We start from the raw sequence: 22639 nt of genomic DNA on the forward strand, positions 1-22639 counted from the left end.
CAGCCTTTTGGCTGTGTGAGGATCCCTATAGATGATGGGGTTGATAGGCCAGGTATGGACGCGGGGAATGCCCGTGGAGTTGACTGGTACTAATAGTCCGAAGGCTTACACTTTTCTAGGTATGTTTGTTTTGTTTGCGTCCACTGTATGGTTTTGAGATAACAACCCAAGGGTTGAATCAGCGAGGGGTTCTAGAGCTAACGCTCTAGAACCCCTCGCTTTTTTGTACCCAAAAACTGCTTTTTATAAAAATAGAACAAATATTTTATATACTGTGCGGTTAAAAATACCCCTCAGCTCAGCCCGTAGAATCAGAGTATGACACTCACCGAGCAAGAAGTACACACCTGGTTCAGAGCCGCCGGGGCTCCGCTAGTTATCCCTGCGCGAGAGCGTGCGCGATGGACTCTCGCCCGTTCCGCCCCGCTTTCTGCCTGGCTTATAGTTTCCTTCTTCACCTATCTTGCTCTGCTGTGGGGCCTAGCCCAGCTTGATGTTGAGGCGCAGGACGGAGGTGTGCCGGTAGACGTGCCAGACAGCGTCCTGACGCCCATCTTCATTGCCCTAGCCCTCGTGCCGCCCCTTCTGCTTCTGGTTGTACCCTGGGCGGTATCGCGTGTACTAGCGCCCCTGCCCTTCTGGCGCCAAACCTTGATTGGTGCGTTGCTTCTGCCTCTAGCGGCTTTCTCCATGCTGCCGCAGACTGCCCGCTGGATAGGGCTGGCAGATGTTGCTGACGCCTTTGCTGCCGGTGATGTGCTCTGGATTCTGGGAGCTACGCTCCTAGCTGTTTACCTGGGTCTGGATTCCCTGTGCTACTGGGCGCTTCGGCAGATTGTGAAGGAGCTGGCTGCCCTTTCAAGCATGGTGGTCAAGGTGCTGCCGGTGCTCATGATTGCCGTGCTCTTCTTTTTTGTAAACGGCGATATCTGGCGTGTGGCTGCGGCTTTGAGTATGCAGCGTACTCTGCAGGTTGTGGCTATCCTGACGGTGCTGAGCTTTCTGGTTGTTTCGTCGACAGTAACCGAGAAGACCCGCCGGCTGCTGGGTGCCCGTAAAGGGGATAAGGTGGAGGAGTTTACGGACGCCGAGTACGCGGGTGCTGCTCTGCAGGCTGGGGACAGGTGGCGTCATGAGCTTGAAAATTTGCCCGCTGCGGGCTTGGGCCGTCCGGCTGATTTTAGGTGGGGCGAGTGGAATAACCTGGTGCTTCTTCCGATTGTGGTGCAGATGATTCAGGCTGTACTTTTTGCCGGGGTCGTTTTTCTGTTTTTTGTTTGGTTTGGCACGATCGCTATCCCTGATGCCACCATTACGAGCTGGCTGGGTTTTGAGGCCTCTAAGGTGACCCTCTTGGGTGTGCAGTTTCCGTTTACGGACGTTCTGGTGAAGGTGTCGATGGTGTTGGGGGCTTTTGCTGCTCTTAACTTTGCTGCGCAGACTAGCACGGATTCCCGGTATGCAGAGGAGTTCTTGGAGCCTGCCATTGGCCGGGTGCGGCGCACGGTGATGGTGCGAAATATCTACCGGGCTCGCACGAAGTAGAAGTGCCGCAGTGAGACAAGCGAACACAGCTCTATATTCAGAACAATTCTTCTGTTTTTTGCTAAATCAGCTTAGAATGAAGGCAAGAAAGTACATTTCAGAATAATTCTTCCGAAAGGTGAAGTGGTGGAGACGGCAGTAGTTGTAGGTGCAGCTATTCGAGATGCCCGTAGACACTTTCGTCTTACTCAGCTTGAGTTGGCCGAACTGGTTGGGGTCAGTGACCGCACGGTTCGGGATATTGAGAAAGGGCGCTCGGGGCCCTCGTTCTCGACGGTACTTGCGGTTGCGGCTGCCGTTGGGGTTCATCTTGAGGTTGCTAGGTCCGTATGATTCCTGAAGATTATAAAGGTGTGAGGGCTGCGGACGTATACGTGGCAGGTACTCTTGCCGCACACCTCACGAAAGACCAACAAGGGACAGTAACTTTTTCTTACAAACCCGGTTATCGAGGGCGTCCGGTAGCAACTACTCTTCCACTAGATGCGCCCCCGTTGGTTTCGCCTGCGGGTGCCCTCCCCGCTTTTTTTGCCGGACTTCTTCCAGAAGGATATCGTCTTACCCTACTGAGAGCAGCTACTAAAACCAGTCTGGACGATGAGTTTACGCTTCTTCTAGCTGTTGGGCAAGACACCCCGGGTAATATCCAGGTTGTCCCCGCAGGTCAGCTGCCATCTGAAACTCCAGCTCTGCTTGTTGGTAATCCTGAAACCCTTGATTTCTCTCAACTCTTTGTTGCAGTTGATTCTCATGCCTTGCCCGGAGTTCAGGCTAAGGCTAGCGCTCAAATGATGACAGCGACGGCTACTGGGGGCGATGGCACCAGTGCCCTGGTGAAAGTAAATCCTGGTAGCTACCCCCAACTCGTTCAGAATGAATACGCCCATCTGCGAGCAGCTCAAGTATTGAAGCTGCCTGTTGCATCGGCTCAGTTGGTCTGTGATTCTTTGGGTGTGGAGGGCCTTTGGATATCTCGTTTTGATCGTGGTGAAGGGGGTGCGCGCTATGCTTTTGAGGACTCTACTCAGGTTCTAGGCGTGCACCCGGCGCAAAAGTACTCTCTTGAGACAGAGCGCGTTATATCGGCTTTAGCTGACCTTGCTGTGTCACCACTTATTGCGAGGCGGAATCTCTACCTGCAGTTTGTTTATGCGTGGCTAACGGGCAACGGTGACCTTCACGGTAAAAATATTGGCGTGCTTGAGACTGCTCGCGGCGGTTGGGAGGTGGCCCCAATCTATGACGTGCCGTGCACCCTGGTTTATGGTGATAACTCTTTGGCTTTACCTGTAGCAGGGCAGACGCGCAACCTGCGTCGCCGACATTGGTTGGAGTTAGCTGACTCCATTGGTCTGCCCCTAAAAGCTGCGGTGTCTGCTCATCGTCTTGCCCTCACGGCTGCTGTTTCTGTGGATTGGGGTGCGATTGGGTTAGAGGGCTCGTCCGTGCGGGGTGCCCAGCGCGAGTTGCGTTTTCGGCGTTACGAGCTGGAGCAAGACGCGTAGAGATAAAAACTTCAGATACCTACCTACAGGTCGGGCAGGTGCCTTAGTGTCCGAACATGACCTTGTAGGCCAGGAAGAACATGAGGGCGGCGATGCCGGCGTCCAGCACGCGCCAGGCGCGGGGGCTAGCAAAAATAGGACGCAGGAAGCGGCTACATGAGGCCAGGAGGGTAAACCAGATGGCGCTGCCTGCTACCGTGCCCGCGTAAAAAAGCCAGCGGTAGTCGCCCTGCTGCGCCGCAATGCCACCAATGAGAACAAAGGTATCGAGGTAGGTGTGGGGGTTGAGGTAGGTCATGGCAGCAGCAATGAGCAGGGCCTTCCCCAGGGTCTGCGGCCCGGAGTCTTCGCTGGTGACCTTCATAGCGGACGGCCGCAGAGCACGTTTCGCAGCCATGGCACCGTAGATGACGAGGAAGGCTCCGCCACCCCAGCGCAGAATCTCCAGTACCCAGGCGGCTGAGTCCACCAGGGAGCCGATTCCCAGCACTCCCAAGCCGATGAGCAGGGCATCAGAAAGAATGCAGAAGATGGCAATGGGCCAGATGAACTTGCCGATGATGCCCTGCTTGAGTACGTAGGCGTTCTGGGCACCGATAGCCACAATGAGTGAGAGCGAGGTGCCGATGCCAAAGAGGACGTGGGGGAGGATTTCTGCGATAGTCACGAGAATCTATCGTAGGTGACCAGCATTCATAAAGCTATCTAATGAAACTTCAATAGCATAAGATGTTCTTATGATGCGCTTTACGACCGACCAGCTCCAAACCTTCGTCACCGTCATTGAATACGGCACCTTCGACGCAGCCGCCGATATTTTGGGCGTCAGCGCCTCTGCCATCTCACAACGCATCAAGGCAATGGAACAGCTGGCCGGGCGGGTACTCCTCAAGCGCACTAACCCGGTGGCTCCCACCGAGTCGGGGCAAAGCGTCCTGCGTATTGCCCGGCAAAGCGAATTCCTGCACGCAGAAATGGAGCGTGAACTGGGCGGTAGTGAAGAGGGGCAGAGCGTAGCTGTGGCCGTCAACGCCGACTCCCTAGCCACCTGGTTCCTCTCGGCCGTTGCAGAACTGGCCGCCCGCGACCGCATCTTCTGCGACGTGCGCCGAGAAGCCGAGTACCACTCGTCCGCCCTGCTGCGGTCGGGTGAGGTGATGGCTGCCCTGACATCGCGCCCCGAACCTATCGCCGGTTGCTCCGTTGAGAAGCTGGGTGATATCCGCTACCGCGTGGTTGCCTCCCGCGACTACCTGGCGCGCTACTTTCCCGCCTACCCGCAGGTCACCGCTGAGCAGCTGGCACTTGCGCCGGTGGTGGAGTTTGACCGCAAGGACTTCGGGCTAGCGTCCGCCCGGGGCCTGCTGCTCGACCGCTTCTCGGTGGAACCTGACTCCTGGCAGAGCTCACCCACCATCTACCTGCCCAGCTCACCCGACTACGCGCGGGCCGTCCTGGGTGGTATCGCCTGGGGTATTCTGCCGGAGGTACAGGCCCTTGACGCCCTTGCCTCCGGTGACCTGGTGGAGCTCGCCCCCCAGCCGGTTGATGTGCCACTTTACTGGCAGCACTGGAACATCAGCTCCCCCGTGCTCGCCCGGCTGAGCGAACGGGTGTACGCGGCAGCTGCGGGTGAAGGGGTTCTGCGATAGCCCCGCCGGCTAAAATTTTCTTTGTAAAATTTTTTACCGCACAGCTTGCACGAGTAAAACTTTACTTGTAAAGTAATAACTGTTGAAAACAAACCGTACCGCTTGAAAGGCATAATCATGGCAGAACTCACCGCAGGCACCTGGAACTACGACTCAGCACACTCAGAGGTAGGCTTCACCGTCCGCCACGCAGGCATCACCAAGGTGCGCGGCACCTTCGAACAGGTCGACGCCCAGCTCGTCATCGCTGACAACATCGCAGACTCCACCATCAAGGCAACCGCACAGATCGCATCTGTTAACACCAATAACGCTGATCGCGACGGCCACCTGCGCAGCGCAGACTTCTTCGATGCAGACGCCCACGCCACCATGACCTTCGAGTCAACCTCCTTCGACCTCGACGGCGAAGACCTGACCATCGCAGGTAACCTCACCATCAAGGGCGAAACCCGCCCCGTCACCTTCACCGGCGAATTCACCGGTGCAGTCGTTGACGCCTTCGGTGTTACCCGCGCCGGCGCATCTGTCTCAGCAACCATCTCCCGCAAGGACTTCGGCATCACCTGGAACGCCGCAGTTGAAGCCGGTGGCGTGCTGGTCTCAGATAAGGTCGTCATCAACCTCGATGTAGCCTTCACCGCTCCCGAAGCGTAATCAGACTCCCAGCGTGAGAACGCTGACGAGATAAAGCACACTGCTTGAGGCATATACCCAAGCCAAGGTGCAAAATCAGCTGAACTCGAGCTGATAGGTGTTGTGTAGCCCTGCCCTTCCCTGCCTTACAGTAGGGGAGGGTAGGTTGCTTTAAGGGAAAGGATGCTCGTGGTCAGCTTCATGGAGAGACACCAGGTGGTGCTCTACCTGCTTGCCCTGGCAGTGGGGCTTGCGGCGTCCTTTGTGCCGGGGGTTGCGGGTCTTGCTCAGCCGCTGGTTACCCCGGCCCTTGGTGTGCTGCTCCTGGCCACCTTCCTAACGATTCCGCTCCGCGGCCTTTTGGAACCCGGGGCGCTCACCGGTTTTACTAAAACCCTGCTGGCTCTCAACTTTCTTCTAGCACCCCTGGTGGTGGCGCTACTTCTGCTGGGGCTTCACCGGTTTGTGCCTCAGGTGCCTGATCTTCTGGTGTTTACCGCAGCACTTGTGCTCCTGGCACCCTGTGTAGATTATGTAGTGACCTTTACCGGTCTTGCGGGAGGCGCCCATGTGCGCCTCCTGTCGTGCACCCCGCTCCTGCTCCTGGCGCAGATGTGCCTTATTCCCCTGTGGCTTCTGCTCTTCCGTTCCGCCGGTATCTGGCGGGATGATTTTCTGGCTGACGGCACACTCTGGCAGGCCCTGCCGCAGCTGGTAGCCGCCCTGGTGGTGGTGGTAGTCCCCCTGCTGGGCGCGGCCCTTATCCAGGGAGTAGGTGGGCACCTGCAGAGATATTCTGAAGATGCAGCAAGTGTTTTAATGGTGCCGCTGATGGTGCTGGTGCTTGCTCTCACCCCGGCCGCTCATGCTGTTCACGTCACCCAGCTCGCCTCGTATCTTATGCCCCTGGCATGCTTATATGCCCTATACGCTATATGTATGGGGTTGCTTTCTAGCTCCCTCCTGCGACGCTGGGGCAGGGTCCTGCCCGCACCCGAGCGGGTCGCCCTCACCTTTTCAGCCGTCACACGGAATGCCCTCGTGATACTGCCCCTGGTCCTCGGCCTATCAACCGCCCTAGCCGACGAACCGGCGTCCGCCCTCATGCCCCTGGCGGTACTCACCCAAACCCTGGTAGAGCTCCTAGCCCTTACCGTGCTGGTTGCCCTCTACCGCACACAAAAATCCCCGCTACCGTAGGCCGGTAACGGGGATAGAGGAAGGGGAGCGGACGCCTAGCCCGCCACCGCCTGCCACACAAAATAAATAGCCACAGCGGCAACCACACCAAACAGCGCCCACCGGCGCAGCTTGGTCTCAAACCGGGCGGCACGAATATCGGCGCGCTGCTCCAGCGTCTCGTTCGGATCAACCGGCGCTAGGTTCGAGGGGTTGGTTGTCTCAGGTTTCTTCTCAGCCACAACGGCACCCTAGCGCCAGCGGGTGGTCATAACCAGACCCACCATCATGAAGCCAATGCCGATACCGATATTCCAGTTACCGATACCCGGAATCGGGTACACCGACTGGGAAATGTAGAAGGTAATAATCCACAGCACGCCAATCACAATCATGGCGAACATAATCACGCGATACCAGAGGGGGGTCGGCGACGGGAAGTCATCGTCGCTGTACATCGACTCAGCAACGCGGCGTAGCTCCGCCTCTTCAAAATCCTCGTCACGAATAGACTTCGACTCAGCCACTTTTCCTCCAGTAGGGGAGCACGCTCCCGGCAGTTTACAAAATATACGGTCAGAGACGATTTTAACCGTACTACCTGAAAAAGTTCTAACATTAAACAGTCCCCCGCAACCGTCCCACGCCGAGGTGAGATGTGACCACAGCAGCCCCCACCGCTAGCCGCACCCCCCTGCAATGGGTTATCCAAATCGTCGGTGAACTTCTGATTACGGCGGGCCTTATCTTGCTCCTGTTCGTCGCCTGGCAGCTCTGGTGGACCAACATCGACGCCAACCGCACCCAGCAGCAGGCCGTCGACAGTCTCATCCAAGAATTCAACAGCGGCAGCGGACGCCCCGGCCCTGCTACCACCGGCCAGGGGGAGAAGACCGAGGGGGCGGCGTCCGAAAACGTCGTACCCGACTATGACCCCGCCAACCCACCGGTTGCCACCCCGCCTGCCTACGGGCAGGCCTACGGCGTGGTCTACATTCCCCGCCTGGGCCAAAACTACGCCCGGCCCCTCGCCGAAGGTGTAGGTACCGACGTGCTCGACACTCTGGGCCTGGGGCGCTACCCCAGCAGCCAGATGCCCGGTGAATACGGCAACTTCGCCCTAGCAGGTCACCGCCAAACCAACGGTGCAGTGCTCGATAATATCGACCTGCTCCAAAACGGCGACAACATCTACGTGCGCACCGCCGAGGGCTACTACACCTACCGGGTCTACGAACACAAGATTGTGCTCCCCACCCAGATAGAGGTCATCGCCCCTAACCCCGACCAGCCCGAAGCGCCCCTCGCCGAGGCAGAACGCCGCCTACTCACCCTCACCAGCTGCCACCCCCGCTACGGCGATACCGAACGCTACATCGTTCATGCCGAATTCGTCAGCTGGCAGCCAGCTGAAGCCGGTGCCCCCGAAGAAATCGCCGCCATCGCCGGCTAAAGCCAACCACCGCCGTCCACCCCAAGGAGCCCCATGTACGCCTGGATTTTCCGTCACCTACCCGGCCCCCTGTGGCTTCGCATCATCATCGCTATTGCCCTCATAGCTGCCGCCGTCTACCTGCTCATGGAATACGTCTTCCCCCACTTCGCCGAATACAGCCCCTTCAACACCGACGTGACCATAGAGCAATAAGCACCGGACGCCCGCCCCGCTCCGTGCGATAGAATCAAGACACCATCACGAAAGGGCAGGTGCCATGACCAAAATCCTCGTCATCGATAACTACGACAGCTTCGTCTTCACCCTGGTCGGTTACATCCAGCAGCTAGGTGCTGAAACCACCGTTATCCGTAACGACGAACTGACTCTTGACGAGACCATCGCCCTCGCCCAAGATCACGACGGCGTGCTCGTCTCGCCCGGCCCCGGCAACCCTGCCGAGGCGGGCGTCATTATCGACGTCATCAAATGGGCCAAGACTGCTAACAAGCCCCTGCTCGGCGTCTGCCTGGGCCACCAGGCCCTCGCCGAAGCCTTCGGCGGGGTAGTGGGTCACGCCCCCGAGCTCATGCACGGTAAGACATCCCAGCTGGTCCACACCGGCCAGTCAGTCTTCAAGGGCCTGCCCAGCCCCTTCACCGCCACCCGCTACCACTCCCTCGCCGTTGAACCTGCCACCCTGCCCGCTGAGCTAGAGGTTACTTCCAGCACCGATAACGGCATCATCATGGGCCTGCGCCACGTTACCGCCCCCCTGCACGGTGTACAGTTCCACCCCGAATCGGTACTTACAGAAGGTGGCTACCTCATGCTTGGTAACTGGCTCGAAGAAGTAGGCCTAGAAGGGGCCGCAGCCCTGGGTGCGACCCTCTCTCCCCTCATCGAACCGGCAGCCTAACACCAGCTTGATAGCCCAAAAACCCCTATAAGAAAGCCGCCCTCCCCACGTGGGGAGGGCGGCTTTCTTATAGGTTGAGCACGACCTAGTCGTTGTTGTTACCGCTTGCGCTCGCTGCTGCTCTCGGGGTTGCCTGGGCAGTGGCCGTAGCGGCAGGCTGGGTGGCCTGGGCCGTAGCCGCTGCACTCGGTGCGGTAGTAGCTGCCGCACTGGGGGCGCTGGTTGCCACAGGGGCAACCGCCACGCGAATAGTCACGGTTGAACCCTGCTCAATCAGGGTTCCGGCAGCGGCACTCTGTGAGATAACGGTGCCAGCGGGCTGGGCGGTGGTGGTGACGGTTTCGATATTGGTGCTCAGCAGGGTATCTGATGCGGTCAGTGCTGCAATAGCGGCATCGCGGCTCAGGCCGACCAGGCTGGGGACCTCAACCTTACCGTTGGAGAGAATGATATCGATGGTCGCGCCGGCATCGGCCTGTTCACCGGAGCCGGGGGTTACACCAACAACCATGCCCGCGGGGATGGTGGGGCTGTTGACGGTGGTGGTGCGGCCGGGCACGAAGCCAGCGTTCGTGAGAGTCTCACGCACGTACTGTTCACTCTGGCCCTCAAGGTTGGCGGGCACGGTTAGTACAGCCGGGCCGGACGATACCGTCACAACAATCTCACTGCCCTCTTCAGCTTCGAGGCCGGTCACGGGGGAGGTCTTGATAACTGAACCCTTGGGGATGGTGTCGGAGTGCTCTTCTTCGAACTTGAGCGCGAAGTTCAGGTTACGCAGCTGGGTTTCAGCCTCTTCCTTGGTGAGCCCCTGAACCGCAGGAACCACGTGCACGGGAACCTCGTTGAGCTTGGCCTGGTAGTAGAGCACAGAGCCTACACCGAAAGCTGCCAGCAGGAGGATGAGCATAGTGGTGAGAGCCTTGCTCCAGGCGCTGCGGCGGCGCTTTTTGCGGGCCTTAGCCGGGTCCTGACCGTAGCCGTAACCGTAGAGTTCTTCGTCGGTGTATTCAGACTGGGCGTTGTCGAAGAAGCTGCCAATGCCGGCTTCTTCGGTTTCGCGAGGAGTGGCGGCGACAGCGCCTGCTGCGGCGCCTGCGCCCAGGGCAGCTGCACCGAAAGCGGTGGTTGCTTCGGTGGGGTCCTGGTCGCTACCGGTAAGTATGCCGCTTTGGGCATCTTTGAGGGCGGACGCGAATTCGCCGGCGCTCTGGTAACGGCTGGCAGGGTTCTTGGCCAGGCCCTTGAGCACAGCGGCATCGAGAGCAGGGGAGACTTCTTCTGAGGCGAAGGCGCTGGGAGGCTGAGGGGTCTCGCTCAGGTGCTTACCGGCCAGTTCTACGTTGGTGGGGGCGTCAAACGGTGAACGCCCAGCCAGCATCTCGTACACCACGCAGGCAGCCGAGTAGACATCGCTGCGGGCATCGACGGTCTCGCCGCGGGCCTGCTCGGGGGAGATGTAGCGGGCGGTGCCCATGACCGTGTTGGCCTTGGTGAGGGCATCACCGGCTTCTTCGGCGGCGCGGGCAATGCCGAAGTCCATGACCTTAATCTGACCGGGCTCGCCCAGCTCACGGTCCTCTGCCGTCTGGGGCAGAATCATGACGTTGGCGGGCTTGATATCGCGGTGCACGATACCTGCGCTGTGGCTGTAGTCGAGAGCCTCAAGAATCTGCACACCGTAGGCTAGGGCCTGGGCCTGGTCGACCTCGCCGCGAGACATGGCGTCGCGTAGGGTGGTGCCCTGAACCAGCTCCATGACCATGAAGGGCACAGATACCTCGGAGCTACCTACCTGAATATCGAAGGAGCCGGTGTCGTAGACACCCACGATAGAGCGGTGGTTGAGGGCCGCAACGGCCTCTGCCTCGCGCTGAAAACGGGCGCGGAAGATGACGTCCTGAGCATGCTCAGTCCGTAGAACCTTGAGCGCAACCTTGCGCCCCAGGCGTGTATCAACCGCCTCGTAGACGGTCGCCATGGCGCCGGAGCCGATAACGGCCCCGACCTCGTAGCGCTGATCGATAGTTTCAGGAACCTGCTGGTCCATGTATTCACCCATCATTTCCGGTGGAGTTTAGTTGCCGGTTGAATCAGCACTCGGTGAGGCTGAATCGGAGCCGGTGGTTGACTGTGATGCTGAGGCGCTCGACGATGCGGATGCCGATGCACTGGCTGCGGGGGCCTTGGCCACGTAGACGTCTACGCTGCTCCCTACCTCAACGCGGGACCCCGAGGTGGGGCTGGTGCGGAGCACGGTGCCTTCGCGGGCACTGCTGCTTTCTTCAAAGTGAATCTGCACGTTCACGCCGAGGGCGGTAATCGCGTTGATGGCCTCTTCAGAGTCTGTACCCTCCAGATTACTGGGTAGGGTCACTGATTTGGGGCCGGTGGAGTACTGCACGGTAATGGTTTCGCCCACTTCTACGCTACCGGTAGGTGAAACGGAGAGCACAGTGTCTACCGCGGAGTCGGAGGTGACGCCGGTGGTGCGGGTTGAGAAGCCCATGGCGGTGAGTTCGTTGACGACTTCATCGAGGGGTCGGCCCTCGAAGGAGGCTGAGTCAATCTCTACCCGGGTTTTCTCGGTGCTGGTTTCGCTGGCACTGGGGGTGGGTGAGACACTGACGGTTGAGACGGTACCCGAGGCAGTGGGGGTGCTGTCGCCGGTAGTGCTGGAGCGGTTGCTACCAGCTAGTACAAACCAGACGACCGCGGCAATGAGGAGCAGGGCAAGCACCAGGGACACCCAGCCCCAGGGGCTCTTCTTCTTTGCCGGGGGCTCGGCTGCCGGGTAGGCGGCAGCGGCCGGGGCGCTGGGTACACGGGCGGTGGTGGGCTCGGGTTCGTAGTGGGCTCCTGAGCCAAACCGGGCCGCTGCGGGAGCCACGGCGGTGGGAGCCGTCATGACCTGGGTGGCCTGGGTATCTGCCCCCTGGGGCAGGAACTTGCCCAGGGGTGGTACAGCCTTGATGGCAGCCGGGATGTTGCGGCGGCGGATAGCGTCGATAGCGGACGCCAGCGCAGTGGCGGTCTCGGGGCGGTCCGCTGGGTCCTTGGAGAGCAGGCACATGATGAGCGCTGCTGCGGGGGCGGGGACGTCCTTGGGCAGGGGCGGCGGCGGATCGTTGACCTGTGCCAGGGCGATGGCGATCTGCGATTCGCCGGTGAAGGGGCGCTTGCCTGCCAGGCACTCGTAGCCGATGATGCCCAGGGAGTACATGTCTGAGGAGGGGGTGGCCTGCTGGCCGGTTGCCTGCTCGGGCGCCAGGTACTGGGCGGTGCCCATGACCTGGCCGGTGGCGGTCAGGGGTACCTGGTCAGCCAGGCGGGCGATACCGAAGTCGGTGACCTTCACTCGCTCGTCCGGAGTGATAATCAGGTTGCCGGGCTTCACGTCGCGGTGCACGAGACCCTGGGCGTGGGCGGCTGCCAGGGCGCGGGCGGTCTGCGCCATGATGTTGAGGATGCGGTCAGCAGGTAGCTGCTTGTCGCGCTCAATGATGTTAGACAGCGGCTCACCGGGTACGAGTTCCATGACCAGGTAGGCAGAGCCGTCCTCTTCGCCGTAGTCAAAGACATTAGCGACGCCGGGGTGGTTGAGCAGGGCGGTGTGGCGGGCTTCGGCGCGGAAGCGCTCCAGGAAGCCGGGGTCGCCCGTGTATTCCTCTTTCAGAATTTTTACGGCGACGGTACGGCCCAAGACCTTATCGCGCGCCTTCCAGACCTCGCCCATACCGCCAATCGCGATACGCTCGGTCAGGGTGTAGCGACCACCAAGAGTCACATCTACCGAAGGCCTCACTTGTTCAACACCGCCTCAAAAAGTTGTTTACCTGCGGGAGCAGCAAGCTGCGCCCCTGTTGTGACGTCTACACCTTCATAGACTACCGCGATAGCTACCTGCGGGTCGTCCGCTGGAGCGAAACCGGTGAACCAGGAGTTGTTCAACCCTGTGTCTCCAATTTCAGCGGTACCGGTTTTACCGGCTACCTGGACCCAGCTCACCGCGGCGCCCGAGGCGATACCGTTGCTCACGCCGTTTACCATCCACTCTGTTACCTGGTTAGCGATATCGGCTGAGGTGGAGCGTCGTAGCTCCTCAGCTGAGAACTCGTACAGCGAGCTGAGATTGTGAGACTTAACCGACCTAATCAGGTTGGGTTTCATCTGCACACCGTCGTTCGCGATAGCTGCGCTCATCATGGCAACCTGCAAAGGGGTGGTCTTCACATCGTACTGACCAATAGACGCCTGTGCTAGCTGGCTGTCTTCCATGTTGGTCGGGAAGACCGACTGTGACACGGTCAGGGGAATCTGGAGGCCTTGCCCGTAGCCAAAGTTGCTTGCGGTCTGGGCGATGGTTTCTTCGCCCAGGTCCATAGCAATTTGGGCAAAGGGGGTGTTGCAGGACTGCGCCAGGGCCCACTCGATGGTGGCGGACGTGCGGGTTGAGCACTGGCTGCCGGTGTAGTTGGGCAGGGTGACGGTGGTGTTCGGCAGGGTCAGGTTCTGCGGGTTGGGGATCACCGAGTCTGCATTGTATTTACCCGATTCGAGGGCGGCTACGGCGTCAATAATTTTGAAGGGTGAGCCGGGGGCGTAGGTGTCGCCCGCGATAGCGCGGTTGTAGAGCGGGTGGTTGGCGTCCTCATTGAGGGCCGCGTACTGGGCCAGCACCGATTCGGCGTTGTGGGACGAGAGGGTGTTGGGGTCGTAGGAGGGGGTGGACACCATAGCCAGGATTTCGCCAGTCTTGGGGTTGAGGGCCACGATAGAGCCCTTGTGGCCGTCCAGCAGGTCGTAGGCCAGCTGCTGGAGCTCGCTGTCGATGGTCAGCTCTACGCTGGCCCCCTGGGCGGTGTTGCCGGTGAACATCTGGGCCAGGCGGTCGTAGAACTGGGCGTCGGAGTTGCCCGAGAGCTGGTCGTTCATGGCAGCTTCCAGGCCGGTTGCCCCGTAGATGGACGAGAAGTAGCCGGTGAGCCCCGCGTAGAGCTCGGGCTGGGAGTAGGTGCGCTGGAAGGCGTAGCCGTCGTTCGACTCTACGGACGAGGCGATTTCTACGCCGTCAACCACAATGGACCCGCGCTGGGAGCCGTAGCTTTCGTAGAGGGTGCGGGAGTTCCAGGCGTTGGCCTGCAGGTTTTTAGCGTCAAAGAATTGGATATAGGTCAGGGTGCCCAGCAGCATCACGAAGACGCAGGCCGCAGCGATCCATGCCCGGCGGATAGCTTTATTCACCGCGAGCACCTCCTGAACGGTTGGTTTCGGTAATTCTAGAAATGACGGACGTGGCGCCCTCGGGCTCGTAGCCCTCGTAGTCGATGCTGTCTGCCTCGTCGAACTCTTCTACCACGTGCGGGGCACGGGCGGTGTGGGAGATGGCAAGCAGGATGGCTACGATGACCCAGTTCGAGAGTAGGGAGGAGCCACCGGCGGACATGAAGGGGGTGGTGAGGCCGGTCAGCGGAATCAGGCGGGTGACGCCGCCAATGACCACGAAGAGCTGAATCACGATGAGGGCTGAGAAACCGGCGGCTAGGAGCTTACCGAAGGCATCACGGGTGCCCAGGGCCGCGCGGAAACCGCGGGAGACCAGCAGTAGGAAGAGCATAAGAATCGCTCCCAGACCTAGCAGGCCCAGCTCTTCACCGAGGGCGGTGATAATCATGTCTGAGTTGGAATACGAGACGAGGTCGGGTCGTCCGTTGCCCCAGCCGCGTCCGAACAGGCCGCCAGAGGCCAAGCCAAAGAGGCCCTGCACAATCTGACCCGAGCCACCCAGGGGCTGGTTGTAGATTTCGGGGTCAAAAGCGTGCACCCAGGAGTTGATGCGGTAGTAGACGTGAGAGATGTAGTTGTAGGCCAGCACGCCGCCGGCAGCTACAAAGAGCAGGCCCAGGGCAACCCAGGTGAGGCTTCCGGTTGCCAGGAAGAGCATGGCCAGGAAGATGCCGAAGAAGAGGATAGCCGAGCCCAAATCGCGCTGGAAAACCAGCACCGCTAGCGAGACAAACCAGGCGATAAACATGGGAGCCAGGTCTTTGAATCGGGGCAGGCGTACCGGGCCGATGCGCTTACCGGCCAGCATGATCAGGTCGCGGTGGGTTGAGAGGTAACCGGCGAAGAAGATAGCCAGGGTAATCTTGGCGACTTCACCGGGCTGGAAGGTGCGGCCGCCGAGTGAAATCCAGATGCGGGCACCGTTAATTTCGGTACCGATGACCGGTAACAGCGGCAGCAGGAGCAGCACAATCGAGGCAGCCAGAGAGATATAGGTGACCTTCCGCAGTACCCGGTGGTCGCGCAGGAAGAAGAGCACCACGGCTGAAGCAATCATGGCTACGCCGGTCCACATGAGCTGGGCCGCCCCCGCGTTAGCGGTGGTGGTCAGGTCGATACGGTAGATCATGGCTAGACCCAGCCCATTGAGAGCCACCGCAATCGGCAGAATAAAGGGGTCGGCGTAGCGGGCCCGCATATACATAACGGCATGCAGCACCAGGGCACCCACACCCTGAACGGTAAGAGCCTGTACCCACATGCGGTTCTCCAGGGCCGCTTCGGGGTCTACCAGGTACATGGAAGCAGGGCAGAGCAACACCGCGAGCACGGTGAGAACCAGTTCGGTCAGTCGGCGGGAGCGGGGCAGCTCAACCGCAGATGCGGCAGATGAAGCGCTCACTAGTTACCTCCCTGGGTAGTTGTGCTGGTATCGGGTGTTGGGCTGGTTTCGGACAGCGGGGTCGGCTCACCCGAGGCACTGGCAGAGGCGCTCGGGGTAGGAGCCACCGTGGTCACGGTTCCCGGGGCAACTGTAGGCGGCAGCTGGTCGCGCAGGTTCTGCACAATCTGCTCAGCCTCGTCCTGGCTGGTGGCGGTGATGGTGCTGTGCAGGAGCGACTGGGAGAACTCCGGCAGGGAGCTGACCTCAATATCGGTCTCATCAACCACGGTGTGCAGGCTGACCGGCCCCAGGGACTGGTTAATGCCGTTGAACACCGTCACGTGGTCGTCCTTAACGCCCACGTAGTACTGGGTCTTAGTCCAGGCGAAGAAGCTCCAGGCGCTGGCCACCAGTACAGCTAGGGTTAGGGCAGCCACGAAGATGCGCATGGGCCAGCGGTGCGGTGACGGAGCTACCTCGTTGCTCAGGGCAACCCGGTACTCTTCGGGCAGCTTGGCAGGCTCCAGGGTCTGGGTGGTCTGCTGCTGCGAGAGGGTGCTGATGTTCTGGGCGGTGCGGGCCGTGACTGCCGGAATCATGCCGGTCTGGGTGGCATTGGCGGCAGCTCCCACCAGGTCGTGGGGGCGCTCTGAAAGCTCATGGCGCAGGACGGACGCCGGGGTCGGCTCGTCCTCCCCCTCACCGCTGGCGGGGGGTGCGGCGTCCACCCCGGCCTTGACGGTCATCGTGTTGAGCACGCCGTCGGTGAAGGATTCACCGCGCCACTTGCCGTGGCGCAGGGCGTTGCGCATCTTGGCGTGCTGGGGCATGCGGCGGCGCCAGGGGGCGCGGTGCTCGCCGTCCTCGTCGAATATTTCCCCGGCGTCCGCCCCTTCGGCCTCGCTGTCGCTAGAGGCGGGCTCAGCGGCCTCCTGCTCCACGGTGGGGTAAACCCCCACCAGCTCGCCGTCCTTACCGTACTTGCGCACCGGGATAATCGGCTGCGGGGCGGTAATCGCCGCAGATAGGGAATCCTCGCTAATGACCTGCAGGGCCACCACGGTCACGTTGTCGGGGGCGCCGCGTTCCAGGGTCATGTCGGTCAGAATATCGACCACCTGCTGCAGGTCGCCGGTGGAGCGCATGACCGCCTCAATCTCAGCTACCTGCACCACGGCGTCCAGGCCGTCAGAGCTCAGCACCCACTTTTCGCCCACCACGGCGTCCAGGGTGCGAAGTTCAAGCTCGGGGGAGGCATCAACATCGCCCAAGACGCGCATAATCACGTTCTTGTGCGGGTGGGCCTCAGCTTCCTCGGGGCTAATACGCCCCTCTTGCAGCAGGCGCTGCACAAAGGTGTGGTCGGTGGTGACCTGCTCAAACACGCCGTCACGCAGGCGGTAGGCGCGCGAGTCACCAATATGGGCCATCTCAATACGGTCGCCATCAATCAGCAGAGCCGTGCAGGTGGTACCCATACCCGCCAAACGCGGGTTCAGCGCCACCAGCTCATTCATGATGATATTGGCATTCACGATCTCATCAGCCAGGTACACCCCGGCATTACCCTCAAAACCTGCCCGGTCAAGAGGGGTCAAATCAAGCACCGTGGTCGCCGACGCGACGTCGCCGCCCACATGCCCGCCCATACCGTCGGCAACAACCGCCAGGTAATGGCCCGCATACCCCGAGTCATCGTTTTTAGAGCGCACTCGCCCCACATCGGAGCGGGCCGCAAAACGGAAAGCGATACTCATGCACTAGGCTTTCAGCTGCATAGTGGTACGTCCTACCCGGAAGGGCTGACCAGCCTCAATCGGAGTAGCTCGGGTCAGACGGGTATCGCCCACAAAGGTTCCGTTGGTTGAGCCCATGTCTTCAAGGAACCAGCGCGACCCCTGCGGGAAGAGGCGGGCGTGGCGACCCGAAGCGTAGTCGTCCTGCAAAGACACCTCAATATCGGTGGCGCGGCCAATCGTCACCGGGCTATCGCCCAGGCGCATGGTAGCCCCGGCCTGGGTACCGTCCACAATCGTCAGCAGAGACGGACGCGCCGGAGGGGCAGCCGCCGGCGCCGGGTGGGCGGGAGTCGCAGGAGCAACCGGCGCATCAACAGCGGCGTCCTCAAACTGAGCCCGCGCAGTGCGGATATTACGCCCCACACCCAGGTCGCGGCGCGACGCGGCAAGAACCATAAAAATAAACAGCCACAGCAGGCCCAAAAAGGCAAAACGCAAAACCGTCACGGTAATTTCAGATGCCACAAGCTACCCCTTACGAACCATCAGACGGAAAACAATACGGGCCCGGCCCATCTCAATCACAGAACCGTTACGCAGCTCAGCCCGGCCGTGCAGGCGCTTACCGTCGAGGTAAGAACCGTTCGTGGACCCCAAATCAACCGCCAGGTAGGTGCCATCTTGCTCCACAATATCGAGGTGGCGGCGTGAGACACCCGTATCTTCAACGGTGATATCTGCGCTGGAGCCACGCCCCAGGGTGACCGGCAAATCGCGCACCACAACGCGCTCGCCGTTGATGTCGAGCACCACCTGGGGGGTGGGGGCAGGGCGGCGAGACTGCGGTAGCTGGTGGGCGGGCACCGGCTCGGTGCGCGGTGGCGCTGCCGGGCGGGTGATGCGCGTGGGAACTGATTGGGGCGCGGACGCCGGGCGGGCAGGTGCTGCCTGAGGGGCAGGGGCCGGGGCGGCCTCGTCCTGCGGGGCCTGCATCTTCTTCACCGCGCTGGTGATGTCGAAGCTGCCCGGTTCAAGCTCGTTGTTGAGCGAGAAGGTCACGCGCACAGCCCCGCGCAGGGAGTAGCCCTGGTCGCGGGCGTGGCGGATGACCACGTCGCAGAGCTCTTCAGCCAGGGGCACACCCCACTGCTGGGCTCGTGAGAAGTCGCTGGCTGAGAACTCAGCGGTGAAGTTATTGGGGGCAATAGTGCGCCCGGAGGAGACGGAGAAAGCCTTATTGTCCATCTCGGTGCGGAGCCTGTTTGCAATATCTACCGGCTCAAAAGTGCCGCCCTTGCTGAAGGTGCCACGCACGGCCTTTTCTAGGCCCTGTTCAAGTCTGTCGATGAACCCCATGCTTGCCTCCTTCAACACAAAACTACGGGCGCACCGCGCCGTGTTCTGCGGGTGCTCGAGCTGATTCGCTGCGCAGGGTGTGCGCACAGCCTAAGCTTCTAGTCTAGTGGATAACCGTAAAAACTCCCCGGGAAAACCTGGTAAAGCCCTGCTATCTCACGGGTTCTAGGGTGGGGAGCGGACGCCCGCGCGCCGGTTTTAGGTGCCTTATAGGCTTGTGTGTGGTTGAGGACACTTAAGAGCGGTTGGACATCTTCTTGGAGGTGTGTGTATAGTTATCTTCGTTGCTCATTTAGCAACGATAAAAAATGAATAATGCGCAAGTGGCGGAATTGGCAGACGCGCTGGCTTCAGGTGCCAGTGATCGCAAGATCGTGGGGGTTCAAGTCCCCCCTTGCGCACGGTGAAGAAAAACCCGTTTCCTCTAGTGAGAGCTAGGGGGAGCGGGTTTTTCGTGCCTGAAAATGGGGCTGTGGCGCTTCTGTGATGCGCGTTTGCCCGGCAGCTGGGCGCCACGGTGGGTGTAGGCACTCTTGATCGCCTCCCCGGCACTGGCCAGAAGGTATATGTGCCGACAGCCGCCAAATGTGGCGGTGCCAGCGCCACATTTGGCGGTCAGTGCCACAGTTGCTTTTGAAATGTACCGTGCCCTGCCCACTTTTAGCGTCAAAAGCGGGCAGGGCACGGTACAAACTAGGGGGAGGGGTTCATAGGGGCGAGCGTGAGCCCGTAGAACCCCTACACGAGAAGCTACAAAGCCTAGTGGTGCTTCTTGCCGGGCAAGAAGTGGACCACAGCGGCAATAATGCTGCCCCAGATCAGGCCAATCACCATAGAGCAGAAGGTGTTGATCAGCCAGGCTGCTACTCCGCCCAGGGCGGGCAGGTGGTGGCCATACTCCTCAAGGTGGTGCACGAACTGGTAGGGAGCCTCCCACCAGTGCATATCGTAAAGACCCAGCAGAATAATGTGGCCACCGACCCAGAGCATGGCGAACGTACCCACGACAGAAATAACGTTCATGACCACGGGCATAGCCTTCACCAGGCCCATGCCAAACTTCTGCGCCCCGGCAGATTCACGCTGAGCCATCGCCAGGCCGATGTCGTCCATCTTGACCAGCAGACCCACAGCACCGTACACCAGCAGGGTAATGCCGATACCGACCACAGCCAGAATAGCGGCGCGGGCCCAGAAGCCCTCAGAAGCAACCTCGTTCAGGGCAATCACCATGATTTCGGCGCTCAAAATGAAGTCGGTGCGCACAGCCCCCGAGATAATTTTCTTCTCGGCGTCCTCACCCTGCACCACCGCGGGGGTTTCTTCCTCGGCGTGCTCCTTCTTCGAGAACATCTCGATGACCTTTTCGGCGCCCTCGAAGCAGAGGTAGGTGCCGCCCAGCATGAGCAGGGGGGTGAGCATCCAGGGCAGGTACTGGCTCAGCAGCAGGGCTGCAGGAAGAATGAAGACCAGCTTGTTGCGCAGGGACCCTACCGCAATTTTCTTGATGATGGGCAGCTCGCGCTTGGGTTCGATATTGCGTACGTACTGCGGGGTGACGGCGGCGTCGTCCACCACCACACCGGCTGCCTTCACGCTGGCGCGGCCAGCTGCCGCTGCTACGTCGTCCGCGCTGGCGGCTGCCAGCTTGGCGAGGGCCGCTACGTCATCTAAGAGAGCCGCTAAACCACCGGCCATAGAAATCTCCTCGGGGAACAAATAGGTTTGTGTTGTTCCTAAGAATACTGCCCGGCGGCCCCGGGCGCGCTAAGACCCCGCGCACACTTTGGTGGGCGGGGCCCTAGTTACCTCAAGATGAGGACGCCGGCGGTCGGCTAGGTGTGATGTCCAGGGACGTTGTTGAGTCGGTCGAAGGGTACGCCGCCAATCGCAGAGTGGTGTCGGTGGTGGTTGTAGAAGTGGAGCCAGCCGGGCAGCGCCAGGCGTCGTTCGGCCTCTGAACCGTAAAACCTGGCATAGGCCCAGCCGTCCCCGAGCGTGCGGTGGAATCGCTCGATCTTCCCGTTCGTCTGCGGCCGGTAGGGGCGTGTCCGCTTGTGTCGGATGCCGAGCCGAGCGCAGAAGTCCCTCCATGCGTGGGATCTGTATGCCGACCCGTTGTCGGATAGGACTCGCTCGACGGTCACGCCTCGTTCGGCGAACCAGGCCACGGCGCGTTCGAGAACTCCCACCGCTGTGCTCGCCTGCTCATCCGACCAGATTTCTGCGTATGCGACGCGGGAGTGGTCATCGATGACTGTGTGAACGAACGCCGTCCCGGTGCGCGGCTTGTGATCTTTTCCTCGTGGTAATCCCGGAGTCGCGAGCTTGTTCCGTGCGCCTTGCTGCCGACCTACGTAACGATGTCCACCGCCGTCGGGGATGTTGCCGAACTTCGTGACATCGACATGAATCAACGATCCCGGATGAGGATGCTCATATCGCCGCAATGGCTCGCCAGTGACACGATCGATATGCGAGAGGCGGTTCACGCGGCAACGGACGAGGACCGCGTGAACAGTCGACGTCGAGAGACCAAGTCGCGCAGCGATCTGGGCTGGCCCCAGTCGAAGCCGCCAGCGCAGGTTGATGATCTTCTTCTTGACATGCTCGGGCGTCCTGCCTGGGATCCGGTGCGGCTTGCTGGAGCGATCCTGCATCCCAAACTCACCCTCTTCCCGGTAGCGGCCTGCCCATTTCCGGGCAGTGATCGGGGAGACCATGAACATCTTTGCGGCGATCGTGGCCGGATAGCCGTCTTCGACAATCAGCCGAGCTAACCGGAGACGGGCACGAGGAGTGAGAAGAGCGTTCGGATGGGTCATCAATTGGCCTCCGCCGCGGTCTTCGTAAGCGCGCGTCTGGTGAGAAGCATGATGACGAGAGCGATCGCTGTCAGCACCGAAGCGACCCAAACCGGCGCGAGCAGCCCCAGCCCGGTCGCGAGCCCGAGCGCACCAAGCACGGGCCCCGCTGCAGCTCCGATATTCAATGCTGCGGTTGCGTACGAACCGCCCATCGTTGGCGCACCCGATGCTGCATACAGCACACGCGTGATCAGAGTACTGCCGACGCCGAACGACAGGAATCCCTGAACGAGGACGAGGACGATAAGCGCAACGGGATGAGATGCGACCACTGCCAACACGATCCAGCCTGTCAGCAATAGCGGTCCGCCGACTGCGAGCACGAGGCCAGGTCGTTGATCTGATAGTCGTCCTGCGATCGTGACGCCAAGGAACGATCCGATGCCGAACATCACCAGCGCGACGGACACCCACGCTTCGGCCAAGCCCGCGGTCTCGGTCACGATGGGTGCCAGGAAGGTGAATGCCGCAAAGGTCCCTCCGTTGTTCAGCGCTCCGAGTGCCATGGCCAGGATGAGCCGCGGCGTCGCCAACTGGCTGAGCTCGACACGGAGCCTTGGTGAGGTCGCGCTAGTCTCGCTCCGACCAACATTGTTCGTGACGCCACGAATGACTCCAACGGCCGCGGGAATACAGAGGATGGCGATCGCCCAGAACGTCGTTCGCCAGCCCAGCGCTGTGCCGAGCAGTGCCCCGGCGGGGACGCCCACGACGGTTGCGATCGTCGTGCCGGAGAGCAGGATCGACAGTGCACGCCCCTTCTGGTTCGCTGGCACGAGGGTAGTGGCCGTGCTCAGTGCTACGGCGAGGAATCCTGCGTTTGCGAGAGCGCTGAGCACCCGGGTGATGAGCAGGAGAGAGAACACTGGTGTCATCGCTCCGATGACGTGGCTTCCCGCGAACACGAGAAGGCAAACGATCAATGTGAGCCGCGGTGGCCAACGGCGAGCGAATGCCGCCATCACTGGCGCGCCGACGACCATACCGACTGCGAATGCGGAGGTCAGCAGGCCCGCAGTGCCGACCGAGACGTCAAGTTCGGTCGCGATCGCGGGGAGCAATCCCGCGAGCATGAATTCTGAAGTGCCCATGACGAAGACCGCCAGGGCAAGCATGTAAAGGGCAAAAGGCATCGA

The 22639-nt window shown here is 60.7% G+C and carries 22 protein-coding genes, 1 tRNA gene and 1 rRNA gene; 11 read left to right on the plus strand and 13 right to left on the minus strand.

Going from position 1 to position 22639, the window contains the following annotated elements:
- From ACRCJM_RS01330 to ACRCJM_RS01345, 4 genes are all read left to right on the plus strand, one after another.
- Window positions 1–113: ribosomal RNA gene (locus ACRCJM_RS01330) — 23S ribosomal RNA — on the plus strand; the annotation flags it as partial.
- Window positions 114–318: 205 nt separating this feature from the next.
- Window positions 319–1545 (plus strand): hypothetical protein, encoded by a 1227-nt coding sequence (locus ACRCJM_RS01335; RefSeq protein WP_431463507.1) that lies wholly within the window; start codon window positions 319–321, stop codon window positions 1543–1545.
- A 126-nt stretch (window positions 1546–1671) separates the two neighbouring features.
- Entirely contained in the window at window positions 1672–1878 is a 207-nt protein-coding gene (locus ACRCJM_RS01340) for a helix-turn-helix transcriptional regulator (RefSeq protein ID WP_135012647.1), read from the plus strand.
- A complete protein-coding gene (locus tag ACRCJM_RS01345) occupies window positions 1875–3050 on the plus strand; it encodes a type II toxin-antitoxin system HipA family toxin (protein ID WP_431463508.1) in 1176 nt (391 codons plus the stop codon). Before ACRCJM_RS01340 ends, ACRCJM_RS01345 begins: the two co-directional genes overlap by 4 nt.
- Window positions 3051–3093: 43 nt before the next feature.
- Here ACRCJM_RS01345 and ACRCJM_RS01350 read toward each other — a convergent pair whose 3' ends face one another.
- Window positions 3094–3717, minus strand: coding sequence for a LysE/ArgO family amino acid transporter (locus tag ACRCJM_RS01350; protein WP_431463509.1), 624 nt, complete (start codon window positions 3715–3717; stop codon window positions 3094–3096).
- Window positions 3718–3787: 70 nt separating this feature from the next.
- On the opposite strand from ACRCJM_RS01350, the gene ACRCJM_RS01355 reads away from it, so the two are divergent.
- The 3 genes from ACRCJM_RS01355 to ACRCJM_RS01365 all read left to right on the plus strand — a co-directional run bounded on the left by ACRCJM_RS01355 (window position 3788) and on the right by ACRCJM_RS01365 (window position 6538).
- Window positions 3788–4702 carry a LysR family transcriptional regulator ArgP gene (locus tag ACRCJM_RS01355; RefSeq protein ID WP_431463510.1) on the plus strand — a complete coding sequence of 305 codons (915 nt, stop codon included), beginning with the start codon at window positions 3788–3790 and terminating at the stop codon, window positions 4700–4702.
- Between the two features lie 117 nt (window positions 4703–4819).
- A complete protein-coding gene (locus ACRCJM_RS01360; RefSeq protein ID WP_237207699.1) occupies window positions 4820–5359 on the plus strand; it encodes a YceI family protein in 540 nt (179 codons plus the stop codon).
- A 180-nt stretch (window positions 5360–5539) separates the two neighbouring features.
- Complete coding sequence (locus ACRCJM_RS01365) at window positions 5540–6538, plus strand: arsenic resistance protein (protein WP_431463511.1); 999 nt, start codon at window positions 5540–5542, stop codon at window positions 6536–6538.
- 35 nt (window positions 6539–6573) lie between these two features.
- Here the strand turns inward: ACRCJM_RS01365 and ACRCJM_RS01370 are convergent, their stop codons facing one another.
- Window positions 6574–6759 (minus strand): long-chain fatty acid--CoA ligase, encoded by a 186-nt coding sequence (locus tag ACRCJM_RS01370; RefSeq protein WP_135012635.1) that lies wholly within the window; start codon window positions 6757–6759, stop codon window positions 6574–6576.
- Between the two features lie 9 nt (window positions 6760–6768).
- Complete coding sequence (locus ACRCJM_RS01375) at window positions 6769–7044, minus strand: cell division protein CrgA (protein WP_237186461.1); 276 nt, start codon at window positions 7042–7044, stop codon at window positions 6769–6771.
- A 131-nt stretch (window positions 7045–7175) separates the two neighbouring features.
- On the opposite strand from ACRCJM_RS01375, the gene ACRCJM_RS01380 reads away from it, so the two are divergent.
- The 3 genes from ACRCJM_RS01380 (at window position 7176) to ACRCJM_RS01390 (ending at window position 8871) form a co-directional block, all read left to right on the plus strand.
- On the plus strand, window positions 7176–7970 hold the full coding sequence (locus tag ACRCJM_RS01380) for a class E sortase (RefSeq protein ID WP_431463512.1): 795 nt from the start codon (window positions 7176–7178) through the stop codon (window positions 7968–7970).
- A gap of 33 nt (window positions 7971–8003) precedes the next feature.
- A complete protein-coding gene (locus ACRCJM_RS01385; protein ID WP_185173726.1) occupies window positions 8004–8165 on the plus strand; it encodes a hypothetical protein in 162 nt (53 codons plus the stop codon).
- A 64-nt stretch (window positions 8166–8229) separates the two neighbouring features.
- Complete coding sequence (locus ACRCJM_RS01390; RefSeq protein ID WP_377128272.1) at window positions 8230–8871, plus strand: aminodeoxychorismate/anthranilate synthase component II; 642 nt, start codon at window positions 8230–8232, stop codon at window positions 8869–8871.
- A gap of 85 nt (window positions 8872–8956) precedes the next feature.
- Here the strand turns inward: ACRCJM_RS01390 and pknB are convergent, their stop codons facing one another.
- The 7 genes from pknB to ACRCJM_RS01425 are packed head-to-tail and all read right to left on the minus strand — an operon-like array spanning window position 8957 to window position 18636.
- On the minus strand, window positions 8957–10921 hold the full coding sequence (gene pknB / locus ACRCJM_RS01395) for a Stk1 family PASTA domain-containing Ser/Thr kinase (RefSeq protein WP_431463513.1): 1965 nt from the start codon (window positions 10919–10921) through the stop codon (window positions 8957–8959).
- A 27-nt stretch (window positions 10922–10948) separates the two neighbouring features.
- The gene (locus tag ACRCJM_RS01400) at window positions 10949–12676 is read right to left on the minus strand and encodes a protein kinase domain-containing protein (RefSeq protein ID WP_431463514.1); all 1728 of its coding nucleotides are present in this window, start codon (window positions 12674–12676) and stop codon (window positions 10949–10951) included.
- Window positions 12673–14115: a peptidoglycan D,D-transpeptidase FtsI family protein gene (locus ACRCJM_RS01405; protein WP_431463515.1), complete on the minus strand. Its 1443-nt coding sequence runs from the start codon at window positions 14113–14115 to the stop codon at window positions 12673–12675. Before ACRCJM_RS01405 ends, ACRCJM_RS01400 begins: the two co-directional genes overlap by 4 nt.
- Window positions 14108–15559 carry an FtsW/RodA/SpoVE family cell cycle protein gene (locus tag ACRCJM_RS01410; protein ID WP_237207692.1) on the minus strand — a complete coding sequence of 484 codons (1452 nt, stop codon included), beginning with the start codon at window positions 15557–15559 and terminating at the stop codon, window positions 14108–14110. Before ACRCJM_RS01410 ends, ACRCJM_RS01405 begins: the two co-directional genes overlap by 8 nt.
- On the minus strand, window positions 15559–17298 hold the full coding sequence (locus tag ACRCJM_RS01415; protein ID WP_431463516.1) for a PP2C family protein-serine/threonine phosphatase: 1740 nt from the start codon (window positions 17296–17298) through the stop codon (window positions 15559–15561). Before ACRCJM_RS01415 ends, ACRCJM_RS01410 begins: the two co-directional genes overlap by 1 nt.
- A gap of 3 nt (window positions 17299–17301) precedes the next feature.
- The gene (locus ACRCJM_RS01420; protein WP_431463517.1) at window positions 17302–17805 is read right to left on the minus strand and encodes an FHA domain-containing protein FhaB/FipA; all 504 of its coding nucleotides are present in this window, start codon (window positions 17803–17805) and stop codon (window positions 17302–17304) included.
- Window positions 17806–17808: 3 nt separating this feature from the next.
- Complete coding sequence (locus tag ACRCJM_RS01425) at window positions 17809–18636, minus strand: FhaA domain-containing protein (protein ID WP_431463518.1); 828 nt, start codon at window positions 18634–18636, stop codon at window positions 17809–17811.
- A gap of 317 nt (window positions 18637–18953) precedes the next feature.
- Here ACRCJM_RS01425 and ACRCJM_RS01430 point away from each other — a divergent pair.
- A tRNA-Leu gene (locus tag ACRCJM_RS01430) sits at window positions 18954–19037 on the plus strand.
- Between the two features lie 358 nt (window positions 19038–19395).
- On the opposite strand, the gene ACRCJM_RS01435 is transcribed toward ACRCJM_RS01430, so the two are convergent.
- The 3 genes from ACRCJM_RS01435 to cmx form a co-directional block, all read right to left on the minus strand.
- Window positions 19396–20334, minus strand: coding sequence for a DUF808 domain-containing protein (locus ACRCJM_RS01435; RefSeq protein WP_431463519.1), 939 nt, complete (start codon window positions 20332–20334; stop codon window positions 19396–19398).
- Between the two features lie 137 nt (window positions 20335–20471).
- Entirely contained in the window at window positions 20472–21461 is a 990-nt protein-coding gene (locus tag ACRCJM_RS01440; protein ID WP_011113072.1) for an IS481-like element IS5564 family transposase, read from the minus strand.
- Window positions 21461–22636 carry a chloramphenicol efflux MFS transporter Cmx gene (gene cmx / locus ACRCJM_RS01445; protein WP_431463520.1) on the minus strand — a complete coding sequence of 392 codons (1176 nt, stop codon included), beginning with the start codon at window positions 22634–22636 and terminating at the stop codon, window positions 21461–21463. The genes ACRCJM_RS01440 and cmx overlap by 1 nt, the downstream gene beginning before the upstream one ends.
- Window positions 22637–22639: the final 3 nt, after the last annotated feature.

The organism is Rothia sp. L_38 (assembly GCF_050689125.1).
Classification (GTDB): domain Bacteria; phylum Actinomycetota; class Actinomycetes; order Actinomycetales; family Micrococcaceae; genus Rothia.

What these genes read in the sequence shown, in the direction of transcription:
- ACRCJM_RS01425 (WP_431463518.1), bottom strand. Translation starts at nt 18,636, where the DNA reads ATGGGGTTCATCGACAGACTTGAACAGGGCCTAGAAAAGGCCGTGCGT.
- pknB (WP_431463513.1), bottom strand. Translation starts at nt 10,921, where the DNA reads ATGGACCAGCAGGTTCCTGAAACTATCGATCAGCGCTACGAGGTCGGG.
- ACRCJM_RS01390 (WP_377128272.1), top strand. Translation starts at nt 8,230, where the DNA reads ATGACCAAAATCCTCGTCATCGATAACTACGACAGCTTCGTCTTCACC.
- ACRCJM_RS01355 (WP_431463510.1), top strand. Translation starts at nt 3,788, where the DNA reads ATGATGCGCTTTACGACCGACCAGCTCCAAACCTTCGTCACCGTCATT.
- ACRCJM_RS01335 (WP_431463507.1), top strand. Translation starts at nt 319, where the DNA reads ATGACACTCACCGAGCAAGAAGTACACACCTGGTTCAGAGCCGCCGGG.
- ACRCJM_RS01385 (WP_185173726.1), top strand. Translation starts at nt 8,004, where the DNA reads ATGTACGCCTGGATTTTCCGTCACCTACCCGGCCCCCTGTGGCTTCGC.
- ACRCJM_RS01365 (WP_431463511.1), top strand. Translation starts at nt 5,540, where the DNA reads ATGGAGAGACACCAGGTGGTGCTCTACCTGCTTGCCCTGGCAGTGGGG.
- ACRCJM_RS01360 (WP_237207699.1), top strand. Translation starts at nt 4,820, where the DNA reads ATGGCAGAACTCACCGCAGGCACCTGGAACTACGACTCAGCACACTCA.
- ACRCJM_RS01415 (WP_431463516.1), bottom strand. Translation starts at nt 17,298, where the DNA reads ATGAGTATCGCTTTCCGTTTTGCGGCCCGCTCCGATGTGGGGCGAGTG.
- ACRCJM_RS01435 (WP_431463519.1), bottom strand. Translation starts at nt 20,334, where the DNA reads ATGGCCGGTGGTTTAGCGGCTCTCTTAGATGACGTAGCGGCCCTCGCC.
- cmx (WP_431463520.1), bottom strand. Translation starts at nt 22,636, where the DNA reads ATGCCTTTTGCCCTTTACATGCTTGCCCTGGCGGTCTTCGTCATGGGC.
- ACRCJM_RS01345 (WP_431463508.1), top strand. Translation starts at nt 1,875, where the DNA reads ATGATTCCTGAAGATTATAAAGGTGTGAGGGCTGCGGACGTATACGTG.
- ACRCJM_RS01440 (WP_011113072.1), bottom strand. Translation starts at nt 21,461, where the DNA reads ATGACCCATCCGAACGCTCTTCTCACTCCTCGTGCCCGTCTCCGGTTA.